Origin of the sequence: Aedoeadaptatus coli (assembly GCF_900343085.1) — a bacterium.
Taxonomy (GTDB): domain Bacteria; phylum Bacillota; class Clostridia; order Tissierellales; family Peptoniphilaceae; genus Aedoeadaptatus; species Aedoeadaptatus coli.
On sequence record NZ_OPYI01000001.1, the window covers coordinates 64,308 to 83,895 of the forward strand.

A 19,588-nucleotide genomic window follows, 5' to 3' on the forward strand; every position below is an offset into this window, starting at 1 on the left:
CATGTCAAAGAACTTTTACGTCACAACGCCCATTTATTACCCCAGCGACAATCTACACATTGGCCACACCTACTGCACCGTGGCTGCCGATGCGGTGAAGCGTTTTAAAACCCTGCAAGGCTACAATGTCCTGTTCACTACCGGCACCGACGAACACGGCCAAAAGATTCAGGAAAAGGCCAAGGAAGCCGGCAAGGAACCCTTGGAGTACATCGACGCCATTGTCGACGACACCAAGGCTTTGTGGAAGACCATGGACATTCACTACGATTCCTTTGTGCGCTCCACGGATCCCCAACACGAAAAAAACGTGCAGGCGTTGTTCCAAAAGCTCTACGACAAGGGCGAAATCTATAAAGGCGAATACGAAGGCTACTACTGCACGCCCTGCGAATCCTTCTGGGCCGAATCCCAATTGCTGGAAGGGCATTTGTGCCCCGACTGCGGCCGCGAAACCCACCTGCAACACGAAGAAAGCTACTTCTTCCGCCTCTCCGAATACCGCGACAAGCTCCTTCAATACTACGAAGATCATCCGGAATTTATCCAACCGGCCTATCGAAAGAGCGAAATGATCAACTCTTTCTTAAAAGACGGATTAGACGATTTGTCCGTCACCCGTTCTACCTTCGACTGGGGCGTTCCCGTTCCCTTCGACGACAAACACGTCATCTACGTTTGGATCGACGCCCTGTCCTGCTACTTAACCGGCGCGGGCTTCGGCACCGACGACGAGCAATTTAAAAACTTCTGGCCGGCGGATGTGCACTTGGTAGGCAAGGAAATCATGCGTTTCCACACCATTATCTGGCCCGCCATGCTCATGGCACTGGATCTGCCCCTGCCGAAACAAATCTTCGGCCACGGCTGGATTCTCTTCGACGACGACAAAATGAGCAAGTCCAAGGGCAATATTATTTATCCCGAACCCATTATCGACCTTTACGGCGTCGACGCCCTGAAATACTTCCTCTTGCGCGAATTCTCCTTCGGCCACGACGGCAGCTTCAATGTACAAAGCTTTATGAAGCGCCTCAATTCCGATTTGGCCAACGACTTGGGGAATCTGGTGTCCCGCACCGTCTCCATGATCGAAAAATACAACGACGGCATCGTTCCCGCGCCTCACGACGAAACGGCCGTCGACAAAGAATTAAAGGACCTGGCCGTGAGCATTTGGGGCGAGTTGGAAAAGGAAATGGAAACCTACCAATTCTCCACGGCTCTTGAAGCCATTTGGACATTGGTCCGCCGCAGCAACAAGTATGTGGACGAAAACGAACCGTGGGTCTTGGCCAAAGGCGGCGAAGACGAAAAGAAACGCCTGGATACGGTTCTCTACAATTTGGCGGAATCTTTGCGCATCGTCTCCATCCTTCTGTCCTTCTTTATGAACAACACGGCCATTTCCATCGCCGAACAAATTACGGCGACGAAAGAATTTGAAGCGGAAGACGCCACGCGCTGGGGCCTGCTGGAACCGGGCAAACACGTCGGCGAAAAGAAGATCATCTTCCCGCGTCTGGACATCGAAGAAGAAACGAAACGCCTCTGGGATGCCAACCACGCCCTCATCGAAAAGCGGAAAGCGGAAAAACTCGCCAAGGGCGAAGCGGTGGAAGAAGAAGAGGAAGCCTTGGATCTGAAACCGGAGATTACCATCGACGACTTCGATAAATTGGATATTCGCGTCGCCACCGTGGATTCCGTAGAAGATCACCCCAATGCCGATCGCCTCTACGTGTTAAATCTCAGCGTCGGCGGCGAAAAGCGGGTCATCTGCTCAAGCATCAAAGAATATTACACGAAAGAAGAGCTCACGGGCAAACAAATTTTGCTCCTGGCCAACTTAAAGCCCACGAAACTGCGCGGCGTCCTGTCCCAAGGCATGCTCCTTGCGGCGGAAGATGAAGACGGAAAATTGTCCCTGGCCACCACCATGGAACAATTAAAATCCGGCGCACAAATCAGTTAGGAGGATCTATGATAGACGCCCATTCCCATTTGGAAAATGAGGCATTTGACAAGGATCGAGAAGAAATTATCGCTCGCATGGAAGCTGACGGCCTGGACGCCGTAGTGAATGTGGGAAGCGATATGGAGACATCCCGCGCCGTGGCGGACTTGGCGAAAAAACACGACCGCCTCTACGCCGTGGTGGGGATTCACCCTCAAGAGGCACAGTATTATGATGCCGCCGTGCGCGAGGAATTAATTGCCCTGGCAAAGGACGAAAAGGTCCTGGCCATCGGCGAATGCGGCCTGGATTACTACTACGAAAATTCGCCCCGCGACGTGCAGCGAGACGTCTTTCGCGCCATGTGCGATTTGGCGGCGGAAGTGGATCTGCCCCTGGTGATCCACTCCAGGGATGCGGCAGAGGAAACCTACGACATCGTCCGCGATTTTCTCGAGGCCCATCCCGGCCACCACGTGCTCATTCACTGTTACAGCTATTCCGTGGAAATGATGGCGCGCTTTATGGCCTTGGGCTGCTACATTTCCCTGGGCGGCGTGACCACCTTTAAAAACGCCAAAGTGCCGAAAAAAGTGGCGGCGGCCGTGCCCTTGGATCGCCTGCTTCTTGAAACGGACTGCCCCTACATGACCCCGGAGCCCAATCGCGGCAAGCGCAACGAGCCAAAGTACGTGGCCTATGTGGCGAAAAACTTCGCCGCTCTTCGGGGCATGGACGTGGCGGATCTTGTGGCGCACACGGATGAAAACACGAAACGGTTTTACAAATGGAAGAAATAATACAAGAAGTGATCGTGGTCGAGGGAAAAGACGACATCGCCCGGGTGAAGAGCGCCCTGAATTGCGACGTCATGGCCACCGGAGGCTACGCCTTCGGCGAGAAATTCTTGCGCGAGCTGAAAAAAGTGGAAGCGCGGCGGGGAGTCATTATTCTCACGGACCCCGACTACATGGGCAAGCAAATCCGAAACCGGCTCACGGAAGCTTTGGCTTCGCCGAAGCAAGCCTATTTGCCTCAGGACAAGGCCCTTTACAAAGACGACATCGGCATCGAAAACGCCCGGCCCGAGGACATTCGGGAGGCGATTTTTCGCGCCAAACCCATGAAAAAATCCTACGAGGAAATATTTACCAAGGCGGACATGATTCGCTACGGCATGACGGGGGCATCGGATGCGGCCGATCGCCGCGAAAAAATGGCTGAGGCATTGGGCATCGGCCACGGCAACGGCAAGCAATTTCTGCGCAGGCTCAACAGCTTCGGCATTACGGTAGAAGAATTTGAGCGAATTTACGGGGAGGTGTTCGGTGAATAAACGACTTTACAGCCCGGCACGCATTCGCGAAATTCAGGAAAAGTGGGGCTTTCGCTTTCAAAAATCCCTTGGCCAAAACTTCCTCATCGACGGAAACATCGTCCGCGCCATCGCAGACAGCGCCGAGGTGGGCGAAGGGGACGTGATTTTGGAAATCGGCGCCGGCATCGGCACCTTGACGGAAGAATTGGCCCTTCGCGGCGCCAAGGTCTTTTGCGTTGAAATCGACGAGCACTTAAAACCCATTCTCGATGAGACCCTGGGCGAATACGAAGGCGTGGAAATTTTCTACAAAGACGTACTCAAAACCGATCTGAAAAAAGAACTGGCGGCCCGATTCGGCGATCACAAAATTAAAGTGGTGGCCAATCTGCCCTATTACGTGACCACGCCGATTTTGGTGCATCTTTTCGATTCGGATCTGCCCTTGAAATCGGTGCACGTTATGGTGCAAAAAGAAATGGCGAGCCGCATGGCGGCCAAGGCCGGGACGAAAGCCTACGGCTCCATCTCCGTCTTCCTGCAAATGCGGGCGGAGGTGTCCGTGGCCCTCGCCGTGCCCCGCACCTGCTTTATGCCCCAGCCAAATGTGGACAGCGCCGTCTTGGCCCTCACGAATTTTAAAACCGATCACGGGGAAAACCTAAAGCGCGCCGAGGCCGTGGTGCGGGCGGCATTTTCCAAGCGGAGAAAAACCGTGGTAAACGCCCTGTCCACCTACGGCTTCGACATCGAAAAAGATCAGATACTTCAGGCCTTGGCCGAGACGGGCATCGAGCCCAATCGCCGCGCCGAGGCCATTACCGTGGAAGAGTATCGGATCTTGGCGAAAAATTTTCCGAAAGTAGAAAAGGAGGGCGACTGATGGCGGAATACAGAGACGAGACTTTTTACGCCTTTGTAGAAAACGAGCCCTTAATCGAAAGCCTGAGCGGCATCTTTAAAGTCATGGCCGATCCCACGCGACTGAAGATTTTGTATGCCCTCATGCTCGGCACCTGCAATGTGTCGAAACTTGTGGAGCTTTTAGGCATGAGCCAATCCTCCATCTCCCATCAGCTGATTCTTTTAAAAGAAGAAGGACTGATTCGCTCGAGAAAGGAAGGACGCAAAGTCTACTACTCCCTGGACGACGATCACGTGGAGACCCTCTTTTCCATGGGCTACACCCACGCCATGCATAAAATCGGAGAAGATGATTAAGCCAATACCTCGCGGGTATAAATTGAAAAATCGAATAGATGAATTATTTTGGGAGGAATGACAATGTCAGAAGTAAAAGTTTATACAAGCAACACCTGTCCTTACTGCACCATGGCAAAGGACTATTTAAAGGAAAAAGGCATCGAATTTAACGAAAAAAACGTGCAAACCGACGCAGCCGCAAGAGATGAATTGATCTCCATGGGCTACACCGGCGTACCCGTCTTGGTTATCGGCGAAGAAGAAATCGTCGGCTTCGACCGCGCGCGCATCGACGCCGCCTTGGCAAAATAAGCTGACGGAAAAAAGGGGCTTCGGCCTCTTTTTTTGTTTGTTTGCATTAGAAAACCCCCGGTTAGACCGGGGGTTCCGTTACATAATCTATTTTCTATGCAAATTGCATCCGTTCACGGCATTGCTTCGGGCTCAAGCCTCCTGACTTTTCTTTGATTCAGTCGCTGTTGTAGCAGCGGATGAAAATTTCACGGAAGTACAGGGTTTTAGAAAATTCAATTGCCAAAGCATGTCTAAGCCTCTTATAAGTCTGATCACGCGGGGGAAGGATGCAGGGAGGCTATGGTATAATAAGCTTCGTAAAAAAGGAAATGAATCGGGAGGATAGTATGAATAAAATGAAACGTTGGGCGAGCATTGCCCTTGCCTTGGCCATGATGGTATTTGCCGCCGTACCGGTGTTTGCCGATGCCGTGGAAGGGGACGTGATTCTGTGTTTCGGTCAGGACCTTACCCCCGAGCAGCGGGAAGATCTTATGAAGCGTTTTAACGGATCCGACGAGGATCAAATCATCGAGGTCACCAATCAGGAAGAGCACAAGTACTTAGGCGATTTCGTGCCGGAATCGAAGATCGGACGCAAGGCCATTTCCAGTGCGAAAGTGGAATACACCGCCGAGGGAAGCGGCATCCAGGTGGAAACGTCGAAAAGGATCCGCTACATTACCCACGATATGTACCGCCAAGCATTGGAAACGGCGGGCGTGAAAGACGCGAAGATCACTGTGGATGCGCCCATGAATGTAAGCGGCACGGCGGCACTCACGGGGATTATGAAGGCTTACGAAACGTCCACCGGCAAAAAAATCAGCGACAAGGTGAAAAAAGCGGCCAACGAAGAAATGGTCGTCACCTCGGAGTTGGCCCAAGATGTGGGCGCCGACAAGGCCACGGGCCTGGTGAAGGACATAAAGGACAAAATCGCCACGGAAGCGCCGAAGAGCCGAGAAGAAGTGCAAAACATCATCATCAATATTTCCAATGAGTACAATCTCAATTTGACCGCCGAGCAGACGGACAAGCTGACCAATTTCTTCGATCGCCTGCGAAAGACGGACATCGACTGGAACGGCCTGGCCGACAAGGCGAAGGGCGCCGCCGATCAGGCGAGGGATTACATTAACAGCGAAGAGGGCCAAAGCTTGATTCAAAAAATCAAAGCCTTTTTCGCCGATCTGTTTGATTCCATTTTCAACAAATAAAAAGAACCCGGTAATCCGGGTCCTGCAAATAAAAAGGCCTCCCTGCGCGGGAGGCTTTTTGTTATTTTGCTTCGACGACTTTGTTTAAAGCCTTCATGAGTTCGTCGGCGTCAAATCCGTGAACGTAAGCAGCTTCTTCTAACGATTCCATTTGACTGGACGGGCAGCCGACACAGCCCATGCCGAATTGCATGAGAATGCGAATGGCTTCCGGGTATTGGCGAACCAAATCGCCGATTAAAGTATCTTTAGTAATCATCCTAGCCTCCTTTGAGATTATTTCCCAATCATTTTATCCTAAGATAAAACCATTGGCAAGTTAGTTCAGGTTTTCCTTCATATAGGCGATAATGTCGTCGGATTCGAGCATCCATTCATCGCCGAAATTGAGACAGGGCACTTGTTTTCCGCCGCTGCCTTCCAACAAGGCCTTTTTGGCGTCGTCGTCTTTGTCGACGTAAAGAATGTCCACCTTGTCGATGCCTTCTTTTTCCATAAAGTCGATGACTTTTTTGCAATAGGGGCAGTAGGTGGCGGCGTACAATTTATAATCCATAGTCATCCTCCTTTTTCATTCTGTTTGTTTTATACCCAAGTTGTGCCTATTCACACAGGCGACGAAGAATTCAAAAAAAGTCTAATCCTTATCTAAGTCGGAAAAATGAAGGCGGCCATGTGGTATGCTTAATTCGAGGTGAAGCCATGGATATTTTTAACAGCATCGGAAAAGGTTTTGAAGATCTGTCCAATCAGGTAAAGGATTTAAGCATCAAGGGCCTTTACAGCGCGAAGGAAGCTTCCAATGTGGCGAAGCTTCGCCTGCAGATACGAGAATTGGAAGCGAAGATTCTGGAAGAATACACCCATTTAGGGGAAGTTTACTATATGGAAATGCGGGAGCAATCTCATTTGGCGGACACGACGAGCTCGGAGCTTCTCTTTGCCATCGACGAATTGCAAAAGGAAAAGGCGAGCTTGGAAAATCGCATCAGTTCCAAGGAGCTTGAGGGCGAGGTCTTTCGCTACGAGTGCCCGGATTGCCACACGGAAATCGCCAAGGACACGAATTTCTGTCCCCACTGCGGCAGAAAAATCGAGATCGTGGAATTGATTGCCGAGGATCCGGATTTCGTGGAGTGCAAGAATTGTCATTTTCAGGCGGAAGCGGGGGCCACGTACTGTCCGCGCTGCGGCACGCCCTTGGCATAGGAGGTTTTTATGGACAAGAAACATTTGGACGAAGAGAAATTGCGGGAATCCTTAGGGGATGTGGCCTATCACGTGACGAGGGAAAAGGGCACGGAGCTGCCCTTCTCCCATCCCTACGACCACTTATTCGACGAGGGAATTTACGTGGATGTCATTACGAAAGAGGTCTTGTTTTTATCGAAGGATAAATTCGATTCAGGCTGCGGCTGGCCTGCCTTTTCCAAAACGGCGCCCGATGCGCCGATTATAGAGACATCAGACACCCGCTACGGCATGATTCGCACGGAAGTGGAGACGGAGACCACCCACTTGGGCCACGTCTTTAACGACGGGCCGAAGGAAGCCGGGGGCCTGCGCTACTGCATCAACGGTGCCAGCATCGAATTTATTCCGAAAGAAGACATGGAAAAAAGAGGGTACGGTTCTTGGTTGAATTGTCTCTAAATTGATAAGACTAAGGTGGCCAATGAAGGGTATAATAGAGGTATACGTTAGTGAACTAAAGGAGGTATTATGAAACGGAAATTTTTATCCCTGGCACTGGCTATGGCCATGGTACTCGGCGTCATCGCCGGTCCTGTAAGCGTCTTCGCCGCGCCGGCGGAAGAAACCAAGACAATCACTTTGCTCCACACCAACGATGTCCACGGACATATGGTGGCGGAGCGCGGCAAGGACAACAAGCTCACCAATATCGGCTACGCCCGAGTAAAAACCTATGCAGACAGCATTAAAAACTCGGTGCTTTTAGATGCCGGGGACGTCACCCACGGCACGGCATTGGCCGGCATTGAAAACGGCAAGGGCGTCATCGACCTGATGAAGGCCATGGGCTACAAGGCCATGGTACCCGGCAACCACGATTTCAACTACGGCTACCAAGCCCTGGTTGACTTCAAGAATCAAGCGGCTCCGGCCAAAGGTTCTTCCGAAGGCTTCGATATTTTGGCTGCCAACATCATTAAAAACACCGGCACCAACGACTTTAAAGGCCAAACCATCCTCGATGTCGACGGCGTCAAAGTCGGTATCTTCGGCATTGCCACGGAAGAAACGAAAGTCAAATCCAATCCGAAAAACACCGAAGGCATTACCTTCCTTGATCCCGTGGAAGTGGCTCGCGCCCAAGTAAAATCCCTGAAGGATCAAAAGGTCGATGTCATCGTCATGTTGGCACACGTCGGCGTTGACGACGCCACCGTCGTAAAGACCACGGATATCGCCGAAAAAGTGGACGGCATTGACGTCATTATCGACGGCCACTCCCACACGAAGCTTGACAACGGCAAAGTGGTTAACAATACCTTAATCGCTCAAACGGGCAATTACCTGAAAAACTTAGGCGAAATCAACATCACCTTACGAGGCAAAGATGTTATTTCCAAGACCGCCGTTCTTCGCGACGCCGCTTTCTTCGAAAAGATTGAAGAAAACAAAGACATCGCAAAGAAACTCAACGACATGTACGAAGCAAACAAGAGCAAGCTCGAACGCGTCGTCGGCACCACGGCCGTTGAATTAGACGGCGTAAGAGAACACGTTCGCGCACAAGAAACCAATTTCGGTAACATGGTGGCAGACGCCATGCGCGAAGCGGCAAAATCCGACGTGGCTCTGACCAACGGCGGCGGCATCCGCGAATCCATTCCCGCAGGGAAGATCGACATGACCCAAATCTGGACAGCCTTCCCCTTCGGCAACACCATTATGAAGATCGAAATCATCGGCGCCGACTTACTGGCCGCTTTGGAATACGGCGTGGCCGACGCACCGGCACCGCAAGGGAAATTCCCCCAAGTTTCCGGCGTCAGCTTTAAGTACGATCCGAAACAAGAAGCCGGTAAGCGCGTATTCGACGTGAAAGTCGGTGACAAAGCTCTCGATCTCGAAAAAACCTACACCTTAGCCACCAACGACTTTATGGCAGGCGGCGGCGACGGTTACACCATGTTCGCCAAGGGCAAAAAGCTCGGCGACTACGGCATGTACACGGAAGTATTGGAAAAATACCTGGCTGAACACAAGAACGTGAACCCGAAGGTTGAAGGCCGCATCGTGGTCGAAGCCAAGGGCGAAGAAAAACCCGTCGAACCCACACCGGCACCCAATGCCTTTACGGACCTTAAGGGCCACTGGGCAGAAAAATTCATTCTTTCCGCAACGGAAAAAGGCCTCTTTAAAGGCGTAAGCGACACCCGATTTGCTCCGAACAGCCCCATTACCAGAGGCATGCTCGTTTCCGTCTTGGCCCGCATCGAAGGACAAGATGTGAAGCAAACCGCAGCAAATCCCTTCACTGACGTAAAAGCCGGAGAATGGTATGAAAATGCCGTGATCTGGGCAGCGAACAACAAAATCGTCAAAGGTTACGAAGACAATACCTTTAAGCCCAATCAAGTGGTCACCCGCGAAGAAATGGCGACGATCTTAGGTCGCTACATCGAAGGCAAGAAAGTTCCCTACACCCTCGACTTGAAGGAACCCTTCGCCGATCAAAAGATGATCTCCAAATGGGCCCTCGAACCCATCGATATCGTTCGCCACACCAACTTGATGCAAGGCCGCGAAAACAATCTTTTCGCACCGAAGGCATCGGCTACCCGTGCTGAACTGGCAAAAGTCATGGACGCATTGAATGAAATCGTGAAGAGCGCGAAGAAGGTCGATAAAAAGTCCGAAGCTGACAAGAAAGCAGCCGAAGACAAGAAAGCAGCTGAAGACAAGAAAGCAGCTGAAGATAAGAAAGCAGCTGAAGACAAGAAAGCGGCTGAAGACAAGAAAGCAGCTGAAGACAAGAAAGCGGCTGAAGACAAGAAAGCAGCTGAAGACAAGAAAGCGGCTGAAGACAAGAAAGCAGCTGAAGATAAAAAAGCAGCTGAAGACAAAAAAGCTGACAAGAAGCCGGCTGAAGACAAAAAAGCCGTCGAAACTGAAAAGAAGGCAGCTTAACTACAAGAAAAGAGAGCCGGCGACGGCTCTTTTTTCATGGGAAGATCAGGATAATGTAAAATCCGGGAAAAGTGCGGATAAAAATTTGTTGTTAATTCTTAAATATTGCCCTTGACCCGACCTTCTTTTTGCGATATTATATAGCGTTATTTGACTTGACAAAGGGGCAGTAATCTTGTATACTGATTACACATATAATTGTGTGGATAGAAGGGCGGTCCCAATGACACAAATGGATATGATTAAAAACGAATTGTCCGAGCATATCGGCAAAGAGGTAATTGTGAAGGCAAATCGAGGACGGAAACGCATCGTCACGCGCAGAGGCGTGCTCACGGCGGTCTATCCCTCCCTGTTTGTCATCAGCATCTCTTCCGACGATCGCACGGATCGAAACATCTCCTTTACCTACGCCGACGTACTCACGTCCACGGTAAAGATTATGATTCTTGAAGAAGATGTAGATACGGCTAAATTAAAAATATCGTAGTAAAAGGCTCCCTCGGCGGAGCTTTTTTTATGGGAGGATACTTTGCGCGCCTACGGAAAAATCAATGTCGGCCTTTGGATAAAGGGAAAGCGGGCCGACGGCTACCACGAAATAAAAACACTTTTTCTGCCCATCGGGCTTTACGACGAAATTGAAGTAATAAAAGCTCCTGCATTTTCCATGGAAGGGCCCAATTACGGAGAGAAGGATCTGATGGCCGCGGCCCACCGCTATTTGGAAGGCCGCTTCGGCCCCCTGCCTGTAAAGATTCGGATCGAGAAAAACATTCCCGCGGGGGCGGGCCTCGCCGGGGGCACGGCCGACGGCGCCCTTGTCTTAAAGGCTGTGAGAGACATTTACAGGCTGCCCGTCACCGACGAGGAACTGATCCATGGTTCTGCTGTCCTCGGGGCGGATTTTCCCTACTGCCTCTACGGGAAGGCCGCCGTAGGCGAGGGGATCGGCGATGTGCTTCATCCCGTGTGCACTCCGTCCTATCCGGCGCTCTTGCTGAATCCCGGCTTCGCCGTGTCCACGAAAGAGGCCTACGCCATGGCGCGGCCCGGCGATACGAAGGGCTCTTTGAAGGAGACGGTGGATCTTCTGCAAAAAGGTCGGCTCGAAGGACTGAAGGAGACAGTGGCCAATGATCTCTATTCCGGCGTGCGCTTGATGCATTCTGAAATCGACGAAATGATCGCCGATCTCTACGAGGCGGGGGCCGCATTCGCCCACATGTCCGGCTCCGGGCCTACGGTGTACGGATTATTTAAAAAAATCGAGGAACGGGACGCCGCCTATGCTATACTAAGAAAGAAGTATAAAATCGCGATTAAAACGGAAACGGCGGGAGAGGAACATGGAACGACTGGGAATAGCCATCAAGGATAAAGCGGGCATCTATGCGGCGGCCGCACTGATTCGGCGCCGCCCGGATCTCTCCTTTACGGTCCTCTACGATCCCGCGGAAGAGGGGGATTTTTGTGAAAAAAACAAATCCCGCTTCCGAGCCATGAAGCTGGGCCCCTCCCTGTGCCTCGCTCAAGATTCTCGAGGCGATTTTTCCGCCCTTGTGGAGAAAACTTCGGCGAAGGGCCGCACCCTGGGCTATCGCCATCACGATTTAAACACGGAAATTATCGCCCACACAGTAGAAGACGGCCTCTTTCACCACAGCTACGTTCTGGAAATTCTAAAAGCCTATGGGGCGCGCTTTGAAGACGACGGGCGAGAGGCGGTGCTCGCTCTTTTGGGCTACAGCTATCGGCGAGACGATTTCATCCGCGCCTTTCGATCCAAGGGAATCGCCGTGGCGGATCCGCTGGATTTTTGGCTCGATGCCATTCCCGAAACAGGAGAGAAGGGCGAGTGCCGCTTCTATTGGATGGTGCGGGATTTTCCCGCGGAGCGGCTCATGGGCGAGCTCTTAGGCGAGGAGGTTCGCTTCAGAAAATACTACGCCCACCCCTGGCTTAGGGGCGAGGCGTCGAAAAAAAGATAATACGAAATGGCCCTCTCTGCATGATGCACTGACCCCCAAAAGTTGGACCGAGACATCCACTCTTGGGGGTCTTTTCATGGAAAAAACAATGACGAATAGAAGAAAGAGAAGATTAAAATCATTTAAAGCAGATAGAGAAAAGATAATTGCCGCGACAACACGCCCATTAAAAATTCTTCAGTTCACTGAAAAGAGAAGTTACGTCTATCGAAGCCGGCAAGGATGCGCGGGACAATCAAACACTTAAATACGTCAACTCTAACGATCGATTCAAAGAAAAGTAAAAAGGCGAGATTCCGAAGTAAATCGTGAACGAATGAATACAACCTAGATCAAATGCAATATAAACAAAATGCTGTAAGCGAAGCGTTGAAAATTATGACCAAATTAACAGGAGTACTCTATATGTAGTTTGTCTAGGCTTCGCCCTTGACAAAATCAAATGAGAATGATAGCCTATATTAAAAGAACGAGTGTCGGTCAATAGGCGGTGAGATTTTGGCAAAGAGAAATGTAAAAGATCCGGAAGAAAGAAAACAGGAGCTTATAAATATAGCATCCAGACTTTTTGAAAAATATGGATATGAGAAAGTTTCTGTTAGAGATATTCTCGCAGAAGTTAATGGAGCGCCGGGGATGTTTTATTATTATTTCAAATCAAAAGAAGATATTTTCTTGGCGTGTATGGAAACATATTTTGATGAAAAACTAAAAAATAAGTTAGGTATCCTTCAAAACAAGGAATTAGATTACGAAGAAAGAATAAAAATTCTAAGAGAACTTATAGTAAAAGATATCGGTCAGTTTACGACAAGATATAATTTTTCAAAAGAGAATTCAATTACAGATAACTCTTACAGGCTATGGGAATTGATTCATTACATTGGGAAATTTATAGATGTCTATTCAGAGTTTATAATTGAAGGAATTGAAAATAAAAAAATAGAAAATAATATGGGAATAAATAGAGAAAATGTGAGAAATTTTGCAGCTTTTATTTTATACGGAGCTGTTGGAACAATATATAACGACTATATTATTAAGGGAGAAAACAAAACAAATTCAAGTGAAGCCTTTGGAATAATAAGCGAACTATTTCAAAGACCTCATTAGAGAAAATAAAATATAAGTATTTTACAAGGGAAACATCAATGGTGTTTTCCTTGTATTAGTTTTAAGGCAAATGAACGAATTTGTTCGGTAAGGAGGTATGTTTTAGATGAAAAAGAAGGAATCAATCAAAGATATCATTTCCTACAGTGAAATAAAAAAAGGACAACTTGTAGGAGGGATATTATTTGTTAGTCTTGGTATGCTATTAAGTATTTGTCCAATTTTGGTGATATACAAAGTCATAAAATCTCTATTTTTATATGGAAAATTAGAACAAAGTACAATACAGTTCTGCATCTATGGACTTGCAGCAGTGGTATTGTCATATTGCTTAACTTACATTGGCGGTATTTTATGCCATAAGTTTTCATATGTTTTAATAGCGAACTTAAAAAAGAAGATATTATTTCATATTGGGAATCTTCCTTTAGGATTTTTTACCGGAGACAACAAGTCAAAAATAAGGCAAGTATTAGGATCGGACATGAATCAAATTGAGGGTTATTTTTCTCATCAATTACCAAATTTAATTTCAACTTTAGCACTAATTTTAGCAATGATAATTGTTATGTTGAAGATAAATTTAATATTAGGTCTTACGACTTTGTTAATTATATTTGTCGGTTTAGGAATTCAGATTGCAATCATGGCAAAGATTATAAAGTCGGGTGGACTTGAGAAGAACTTTGCGATTTTGGATCAAATTAATTCAGCAACTACTGAATACGTTAAAGGTATGCCGGAAGTGAAAATATTTGGAACAGGAGCAAAATCATTTAAAACTTTTTCAAAGTCAGTAGGAGAATATAGAGACTTTACAAGTTCGATGACATCAATGATAAGACCGGGATTTGTTTCATTTAGAATGTTTATTTTATCTGTTGCTACATTCATAGTTCCAGTAGGAATACTTTTAATGTCACGAAATAATAACTTGGATTTTGCTACAGTTTTTATTTTCTATTTGATTCTTGCACCTGCCATTAGCGTACCTGCATTAAAACTTAGAGATTTTGCAGAAGGAATGAATTTACTAAATGAAGTTGTTTTGAGAATCTACGAAATTATAGATCAAAAAGAATTGGCAATTGAAAATATCGAGGAAGAGATAAAAGGTCATGATCTTGAATTCGAGAATGTAAGCTTTTCTTATGGAGATGAAGAGGTTTTAAAGAATATAAGCTTCTGTGCTAAACAAGGAGAAGTTAAAGCATTAGTTGGCTATTCGGGAGCAGGCAAATCTACCATTGGAACGCTAATACCCAGATTTTACGATCCTTCAGAAGGCTCTATTAAAATTGGTGGAGTTAATATAAAAAATATTCCGATGAACGCCTTAATGGAGAGGATAGCATTCGTTTTTCAAGACAGTGATCTTATCACAGATACAGTCTTCAATAATGTTGCTATGGCAAAGACAGGTTCTACAAAAGAGGATGTCATAAAAGCATGTAAAAAAGCAAGATGTCATGATTTTATTGTAAAACTTCCTGATGGGTATGACACTGTTTTGGGTAAAGGAACTTATTTATCTGGAGGCGAGAAACAACGTATTGCTGTAGCAAGAGCGATTTTAAAGGACGCACCAATATTAGTATTAGACGAGGCAACAAGTTTTGCTGATTCTGAAAATGAATATCTTATGCAGGAAGCTTTATCTGAATTGGTTAAAGATAAGACAGTTATCATGATTGCTCATAGGTTAAATACCATAGAGAATGCAAATCAAATTTTAGTAATCTCTGATGGAAAAATTGCAGAAAGAGGTAAGCATGAAGATTTAATCCTCGCAGATGGAATATATAAGCGACTCTTTGATATTTATAAGAAGACAAATATTTGGCAAATGGATATAGAAGGGAGTGAAAATGAATGATAAGAAATATTACATTAGGAAAGATGAATAATATAAGAAAATCAATTATCTTAAATGTTTTGGCATCTATTTCCAACCTTATACCATTTATTGCTTTGGCGAAAATTGTAGAAACACTATTTTTAAATAGAGGTGCAGATAGTATAGATACGAGCCTTTTATGGAAGTATTTTGGGATAATGGCAGTATTTTTCTTAATAACATTCTTATTGGAAAATTTAGCCACAAAATATACCTATGAACTTGGATACATGACAAGTGCAGATGGAAGAATAGAGCTTGCAGACCACATAAGAAAACTGCCATTAGGTTATATTTCAGGAAAAAGTTCAGCAGAGATCTTAGATACATTAATGAATGATTTTTTCAAAGTTGAAACGGCAGTAACGCATCAATTACCTCAATTTTTCAGTGGCATATGTGTAGCGGTTCTTTGCTCAATATTATTTTTGATAATTAATGTAAAAATGGGAATAGCAACACTTATAGGACTACCTATTTCTGTTCTACTTCTTACACTCATGCAAAACTTTCAGAAAAAAATTTATTTGAAAACAAAGAAAATGAGGATAAAAGAGGAAGAAGATACAAACGAATATTTGGATGCCATTAAGACTCTAAAAGCTTATAACAGCATAGATGATACATTAATAAAACTTGAAGAAGATATAGATAACTCAAAAGACGCAAATATTAAGAGTGAGAAAGGGGTTGGTTCATTAACTACTATAGCAAGTATGATTTTAAGAATAGGACTTGCTTTGATGAGTTTAGTTGGTTCCTATTTATTTATAAATGGATCTTTGGAAATTGATACATTTTTAATGTTCTTATTTGTAGGCACAAGGATTTTTGATCCCTTGGAGCTTGCACTTGTAAATTATACAGGTCTACAAATGGCATCAGTTTCAGGAGAGAGAATCATTAACCTACTTAACGCTGAACCCATGTCAGGAAATTGCGATGTAATCGAAAGCAACAAAATTGAAATCCACGATGTTTCATTTTCTTACAAGGAATCTAAGGTTATCGATAATGTTTCATTAGACATTAATGAAAATGAATTAACTGCTTTTGTTGGTTACTCTGGCTCTGGAAAATCTACACTAATTAAATTAATTTCCAGATTTTATGATCCTAATGAAGGGACAATTAAAATTGGTGGAGTAGATTTGCTAACAGCCGACCCTGATAAAATAATGGATAAATATTCTGTTGTTTTTCAAGATGTGTATCTTTTTAAAGACACAATTTATAACAATATAAAATTTGGAAATGAAGATGCAAGTAAAGATGAAATCATGAATGCTGCAAAAATGGCAGGAGCTTATGACTTTATAGTCAAAAAAGATGATGGATTTGACACTATGATTGGACAAGGAGGAGCGACTCTGTCTGGAGGTGAGAAACAAAGAATATCAATAGCGAGAGCAATATTAAAAAATGCACCAATAATACTACTTGATGAAGCAACATCTTCACTTGATCCTGAAAATGAACTTATTATACAGGAAGCAATATCAAATTTAATTAAAAATAAAACAGTTGTGGTTGTAGCTCATAAATTAAGGAGCGTAATGGGAGCTGATAAAATTGTTGTTTTAAACAAAGGAAAGGTAGAGGAAGTTGGGAAGCATGAAGAACTTATAAAAAATGAAGGACTATATAAAGACTTATGGAATTATCAAGAAAAGTCTAAAGAATGGAAGATTGTACAGTAACAATTAATTTTAAAGGAGGAAACTTATGAAAACACAAAAGAAATCATCAAAAAACGCAGTCACAGCCGGTGTTTTAATTGCACTTTACTTTGTAACATATTTAGCAATTGGGGCAATATCTATGCCTGTCCCTGTTTTATTTTTACTAATGCCTATGCTTGTAGCACTACTTGCTGCACCAACCTATCATATGCTTCTTGCAAAGACAAAGTCAGCTACTGCTATTGTTATCGCAGCTATCTTACCAAGTATTTTATTAGTTGCAACTGGACATATTCCAATTGCGCCATTAGTGGCAGTGCCTGCCGGAATAATTGCTATGTTCATAGCAAAAGGTGGAAATTATACAGACTTTAAGAAAAATACAATTAGTCATATGTTTTTTTCTCTAAACTTATTTGGAGGATTCTTACCAATCTGGGTTATGAGAGAAGCATTTTTTGAAAGTGTAATAAAAGGTGGTTTAGATCAAAGCTTTTGTAACACAGTAAGAGCATGGACACCAATATGGATGTTACCGGTTATGATTATAGGAACATTTATATTCTCTTTGATTGGTTCTTATTTTACAAAAAAAATACTAAATAAAAAGTTGGAATCCGCAGGAGTTTTATAATGGAAAATTCAAAGTTTGTTCTGGGGTCAAAATATGACCTCAGAACAAAACTTATCTTGCTTATAGGTGCGAATATTTTAATTTTTTTAGGGTTTGATTGGATCTATCAAAGCCTTATTACATTATTTTTCCTTGTCATTATTATTAGCGATGGTTATAAAAAATCCGCTATAAGGTATGTTTTATTTTTTGTAATAAGTGTAGTATTGGAAAAATCTTTAGCCTATTTTAGTATGAATTTTCTTTTGAATTTAATTTTATTTATCTTAGCAATTGGAAGAAAATTTCTGCCATGTATTATCATGGGTAAATGGATTTTAAATTCAACATCTGTTTCCGGTGCAGTGGCAACTTTACAAAAATTAAAACTTTCAAAAGACTCGCTCATAATGATTTCTGTAATATTTAGATGTTTGCCTACTATTAAAGACGAATGGAGTCATATAAATATGGCGATGAAAACAAGAGGGATTAGCATTAGTATTTATAATTTATTTCATAGACCTGCTGCGACAATGGAATACTTTTTTGTACCCTTATTCGTAAGTGTAATAGAAATTGGGGATGAGCTATCCCAATCAGCCATTATAAGGGGGCTTGATGCTCCTGTTCAAAAAACAAGTAGATACCTAATTAAGATTAGAAAAAATGACATTGGCGTTTTAATTCTTATGATTTTAATTTTATCAATAGTAATATTTATGAAAGTGTCAGGGTGGGATTTATGATTGAAATTAGAGAATTAAGTTTTAAGTACAAGGGAGGATCTGATTACTCATTAAAAGATATAAACTTGAAAATCAAAAAAGGGGAATGCATTCTTCTATGTGGCAGGAGCGGTTGCGGAAAGTCGACTCTATTAAAGCTTATGAACGGCATAATACCTGAGTTTTATGATGGGGACATTTCCGGCAGTGTTATGGTCAATGGTATGAATACATTTACTACACCAATTTATAAATTATCTAAGAATGTAGGCTCGGTTTTTCAAAATCCCAAAACACAATTCTATACAACCAATACAACTGACGAAATTGCATTTGGTTTAGAAAATTACGGCATAGAAAGAGAAGTAATTAACAAAAGGATTGAAGAAGTTGAAAAAGAGCTTCATCTTGAAAATTTGATGAATAAAAATATATTCAATCTTTCTGGAGGAGAAAAGCAGAAGATTGCTATAGCAAGCATTTGCGCATTAAACCCTGAGATATTTATTCTTGATGAACCATCTTCAAGCTTAGACATAAAGTCAATGAAAGAACTATCGCTTACAATAAAAAAGCTTAAATCTTTAGGAAAAACTATTATTATTGCAGAACACAGGTTGTGGTATTTAAAAGACATTGTTGATAGAGCAATATACTTAGAGGATGGAAAAATCATCAGAGAATATAGTATGGACGAAATTGAAAATCTAAGTGAAGATGAACGAATGAGAACGGGACTTAGGCATTCTGATTATAAAGCCATTGAAAGATTTGATGATTTTGAAACTTCAAATAAAGGGACTTTATTAGAGTTAAAAAATCTGATGTTCAAAAGAAGTACCAGAACAATTTTGTCCATTAAGGATCTTAAATTTAGCTATGGGAATATTATTGGGATTGTTGGAGAAAATGGAATTGGGGACAGTGATATAATGATGACAGATACAATAAATCCATTAAAATCAAAGTTTAAAGGCTTCCACAAAACTTTTAAACAAGACGATTTAGGATTAAGTCTGTCATCTTTTTTATTAAATTAACAAAAAAGAAAAGAAAACATAAGTAATAAGGATTGAAGAGAATATGATGATATTTAGAGTTTTTTTCAAAATCATATTATTTCCTATTAGTATAGCGTTGAGTATCATCACTCTATTTTTAACGTTTGTATTAGGACTCAGTACAATATTTTTTAAACTGATTTCATTTATCGCTATTATGGGATTTTTGGGATCTGTTTATCATGGAGAAAAAGCACTTGCTATAGAGGCAATTATACTAGCATATCTTTTTAGTCCTTATGGTTTACCAGTGCTAGGATATTTTATTATAGAAGTGATAGAAGAGGTGAATGAAAGAATAAAAGCAATTTAAATATAAAAATAAATAGATTAAAACGATGAAAAAGAGATAG

The 19,588-nt window shown here is 44.0% G+C and carries 22 protein-coding genes; 20 read left to right on the forward strand and 2 right to left on the reverse strand.

All coding sequences use genetic code 11. The features are described from left to right. Position 1: 1 nt before the first annotated feature. The 7 genes from metG (at position 2) to DG046_RS00390 (ending at position 5,992) form a co-directional block, all read left to right on the forward strand. Positions 2-1,975 (forward strand): methionine--tRNA ligase, encoded by a 1,974-nt coding sequence (gene metG, locus DG046_RS00360; RefSeq protein WP_108830640.1) that lies wholly within the window; start codon positions 2-4, stop codon positions 1,973-1,975. An 8-nt stretch (positions 1,976-1,983) separates the two neighbouring features. Next, positions 1,984-2,757 (forward strand): TatD family hydrolase, encoded by a 774-nt coding sequence (locus tag DG046_RS00365; protein WP_108830641.1) that lies wholly within the window; start codon positions 1,984-1,986, stop codon positions 2,755-2,757. Further along, complete coding sequence (rnmV, locus tag DG046_RS00370; protein ID WP_234411428.1) at positions 2,745-3,293, forward strand: ribonuclease M5; 549 nt, start codon at positions 2,745-2,747, stop codon at positions 3,291-3,293. The genes DG046_RS00365 and rnmV overlap by 13 nt, the downstream gene beginning before the upstream one ends. Then, positions 3,286-4,158, forward strand: coding sequence for a 16S rRNA (adenine(1518)-N(6)/adenine(1519)-N(6))-dimethyltransferase RsmA (rsmA, locus tag DG046_RS00375; RefSeq protein WP_108830642.1), 873 nt, complete (start codon positions 3,286-3,288; stop codon positions 4,156-4,158). Before rnmV ends, rsmA begins: the two co-directional genes overlap by 8 nt. Next, positions 4,158-4,496 carry an ArsR/SmtB family transcription factor gene (locus DG046_RS00380; protein WP_108830643.1) on the forward strand — a complete coding sequence of 113 codons (339 nt, stop codon included), beginning with the start codon at positions 4,158-4,160 and terminating at the stop codon, positions 4,494-4,496. The genes rsmA and DG046_RS00380 overlap by 1 nt, the downstream gene beginning before the upstream one ends. Positions 4,497-4,559: 63 nt before the next feature. Next, positions 4,560-4,790, forward strand: coding sequence for a glutaredoxin family protein (locus tag DG046_RS00385; protein ID WP_108830644.1), 231 nt, complete (start codon positions 4,560-4,562; stop codon positions 4,788-4,790). Positions 4,791-5,119: 329 nt separating this feature from the next. After that, positions 5,120-5,992: a DUF1002 domain-containing protein gene (locus DG046_RS00390; protein WP_159082004.1), complete on the forward strand. Its 873-nt coding sequence runs from the start codon at positions 5,120-5,122 to the stop codon at positions 5,990-5,992. Between the two features lie 61 nt (positions 5,993-6,053). On the opposite strand, the gene DG046_RS00395 is transcribed toward DG046_RS00390, so the two are convergent. Both DG046_RS00395 and DG046_RS00400 read right to left on the reverse strand, forming a co-directional pair. After that, positions 6,054-6,251 (reverse strand): DUF1858 domain-containing protein, encoded by a 198-nt coding sequence (locus DG046_RS00395; RefSeq protein WP_108830646.1) that lies wholly within the window; start codon positions 6,249-6,251, stop codon positions 6,054-6,056. Positions 6,252-6,311: 60 nt separating this feature from the next. Continuing rightward, entirely contained in the window at positions 6,312-6,548 is a 237-nt protein-coding gene (locus tag DG046_RS00400) for a glutaredoxin family protein (protein ID WP_108830647.1), read from the reverse strand. 146 nt (positions 6,549-6,694) lie between these two features. Between DG046_RS00400 and DG046_RS00405 the strand changes: the two genes are divergently transcribed. From DG046_RS00405 to DG046_RS00465, 13 genes are all read left to right on the forward strand, one after another. Beyond that, entirely contained in the window at positions 6,695-7,201 is a 507-nt protein-coding gene (locus DG046_RS00405) for a zinc ribbon domain-containing protein (RefSeq protein WP_108830648.1), read from the forward strand. A gap of 9 nt (positions 7,202-7,210) precedes the next feature. Next, positions 7,211-7,645 carry a peptide-methionine (R)-S-oxide reductase MsrB gene (msrB, locus tag DG046_RS00410; RefSeq protein WP_108830649.1) on the forward strand — a complete coding sequence of 145 codons (435 nt, stop codon included), beginning with the start codon at positions 7,211-7,213 and terminating at the stop codon, positions 7,643-7,645. Positions 7,646-7,714: 69 nt separating this feature from the next. After that, complete coding sequence (locus tag DG046_RS00415; protein WP_108830650.1) at positions 7,715-10,150, forward strand: 5'-nucleotidase C-terminal domain-containing protein; 2,436 nt, start codon at positions 7,715-7,717, stop codon at positions 10,148-10,150. 223 nt (positions 10,151-10,373) lie between these two features. Further along, positions 10,374-10,640 carry a Veg family protein gene (locus DG046_RS00420; RefSeq protein WP_108830651.1) on the forward strand — a complete coding sequence of 89 codons (267 nt, stop codon included), beginning with the start codon at positions 10,374-10,376 and terminating at the stop codon, positions 10,638-10,640. A gap of 42 nt (positions 10,641-10,682) precedes the next feature. Next, entirely contained in the window at positions 10,683-11,531 is an 849-nt protein-coding gene (gene ispE, locus DG046_RS00425; RefSeq protein ID WP_108830652.1) for a 4-(cytidine 5'-diphospho)-2-C-methyl-D-erythritol kinase, read from the forward strand. Continuing rightward, entirely contained in the window at positions 11,500-12,141 is a 642-nt protein-coding gene (locus tag DG046_RS00430) for a hypothetical protein (protein ID WP_108830653.1), read from the forward strand. Before ispE ends, DG046_RS00430 begins: the two co-directional genes overlap by 32 nt. 498 nt (positions 12,142-12,639) lie before the next feature. Next, entirely contained in the window at positions 12,640-13,254 is a 615-nt protein-coding gene (locus tag DG046_RS00435; RefSeq protein WP_108830654.1) for a TetR/AcrR family transcriptional regulator, read from the forward strand. Between the two features lie 106 nt (positions 13,255-13,360). Then, positions 13,361-15,130 carry an ABC transporter ATP-binding protein gene (locus DG046_RS00440; RefSeq protein WP_108830655.1) on the forward strand — a complete coding sequence of 590 codons (1,770 nt, stop codon included), beginning with the start codon at positions 13,361-13,363 and terminating at the stop codon, positions 15,128-15,130. After that, complete coding sequence (locus DG046_RS00445; RefSeq protein ID WP_108830656.1) at positions 15,127-16,851, forward strand: ABC transporter ATP-binding protein; 1,725 nt, start codon at positions 15,127-15,129, stop codon at positions 16,849-16,851. The genes DG046_RS00440 and DG046_RS00445 overlap by 4 nt, the downstream gene beginning before the upstream one ends. 25 nt (positions 16,852-16,876) lie before the next feature. Continuing rightward, positions 16,877-17,467: an MptD family putative ECF transporter S component gene (locus DG046_RS00450; RefSeq protein ID WP_108830657.1), complete on the forward strand. Its 591-nt coding sequence runs from the start codon at positions 16,877-16,879 to the stop codon at positions 17,465-17,467. Continuing rightward, the gene (locus DG046_RS00455) at positions 17,467-18,195 is read left to right on the forward strand and encodes an energy-coupling factor transporter transmembrane component T (RefSeq protein ID WP_019132993.1); all 729 of its coding nucleotides are present in this window, start codon (positions 17,467-17,469) and stop codon (positions 18,193-18,195) included. Before DG046_RS00450 ends, DG046_RS00455 begins: the two co-directional genes overlap by 1 nt. Continuing rightward, a complete protein-coding gene (locus DG046_RS00460) occupies positions 18,192-19,214 on the forward strand; it encodes an ABC transporter ATP-binding protein (RefSeq protein WP_234411429.1) in 1,023 nt (340 codons plus the stop codon). Before DG046_RS00455 ends, DG046_RS00460 begins: the two co-directional genes overlap by 4 nt. Before the next feature lie 43 nt (positions 19,215-19,257). Continuing rightward, complete coding sequence (locus DG046_RS00465; protein WP_108830658.1) at positions 19,258-19,548, forward strand: CD1845 family protein; 291 nt, start codon at positions 19,258-19,260, stop codon at positions 19,546-19,548. Positions 19,549-19,588 lie beyond the last annotated feature (40 nt).

Excerpts from the sequence above, each read along its gene's own strand:
- DG046_RS00455 (WP_019132993.1), top strand. The coding sequence starts at position 17,467 with ATGGAAAATTCAAAGTTTGTTCTGGGGTCAAAATATGACCTCAGAACA.
- DG046_RS00400 (WP_108830647.1), bottom strand. The coding sequence starts at position 6,548 with ATGGATTATAAATTGTACGCCGCCACCTACTGCCCCTATTGCAAAAAA.
- DG046_RS00420 (WP_108830651.1), top strand. The coding sequence starts at position 10,374 with ATGACACAAATGGATATGATTAAAAACGAATTGTCCGAGCATATCGGC.
- DG046_RS00465 (WP_108830658.1), top strand. The coding sequence starts at position 19,258 with ATGATGATATTTAGAGTTTTTTTCAAAATCATATTATTTCCTATTAGT.
- DG046_RS00405 (WP_108830648.1), top strand. The coding sequence starts at position 6,695 with ATGGATATTTTTAACAGCATCGGAAAAGGTTTTGAAGATCTGTCCAAT.
- DG046_RS00440 (WP_108830655.1), top strand. The coding sequence starts at position 13,361 with ATGAAAAAGAAGGAATCAATCAAAGATATCATTTCCTACAGTGAAATA.
- DG046_RS00415 (WP_108830650.1), top strand. The coding sequence starts at position 7,715 with ATGAAACGGAAATTTTTATCCCTGGCACTGGCTATGGCCATGGTACTC.
- DG046_RS00380 (WP_108830643.1), top strand. The coding sequence starts at position 4,158 with ATGGCGGAATACAGAGACGAGACTTTTTACGCCTTTGTAGAAAACGAG.
- rnmV (WP_234411428.1), top strand. The coding sequence starts at position 2,745 with ATGGAAGAAATAATACAAGAAGTGATCGTGGTCGAGGGAAAAGACGAC.
- DG046_RS00365 (WP_108830641.1), top strand. The coding sequence starts at position 1,984 with ATGATAGACGCCCATTCCCATTTGGAAAATGAGGCATTTGACAAGGAT.
- DG046_RS00430 (WP_108830653.1), top strand. The coding sequence starts at position 11,500 with ATGGAACGACTGGGAATAGCCATCAAGGATAAAGCGGGCATCTATGCG.
- msrB (WP_108830649.1), top strand. The coding sequence starts at position 7,211 with ATGGACAAGAAACATTTGGACGAAGAGAAATTGCGGGAATCCTTAGGG.
- DG046_RS00445 (WP_108830656.1), top strand. The coding sequence starts at position 15,127 with ATGATAAGAAATATTACATTAGGAAAGATGAATAATATAAGAAAATCA.
- metG (WP_108830640.1), top strand. The coding sequence starts at position 2 with ATGTCAAAGAACTTTTACGTCACAACGCCCATTTATTACCCCAGCGAC.
- DG046_RS00390 (WP_159082004.1), top strand. The coding sequence starts at position 5,120 with ATGAATAAAATGAAACGTTGGGCGAGCATTGCCCTTGCCTTGGCCATG.
- DG046_RS00395 (WP_108830646.1), bottom strand. The coding sequence starts at position 6,251 with ATGATTACTAAAGATACTTTAATCGGCGATTTGGTTCGCCAATACCCG.
- DG046_RS00450 (WP_108830657.1), top strand. The coding sequence starts at position 16,877 with ATGAAAACACAAAAGAAATCATCAAAAAACGCAGTCACAGCCGGTGTT.
- DG046_RS00385 (WP_108830644.1), top strand. The coding sequence starts at position 4,560 with ATGTCAGAAGTAAAAGTTTATACAAGCAACACCTGTCCTTACTGCACC.
- DG046_RS00460 (WP_234411429.1), top strand. The coding sequence starts at position 18,192 with ATGATTGAAATTAGAGAATTAAGTTTTAAGTACAAGGGAGGATCTGAT.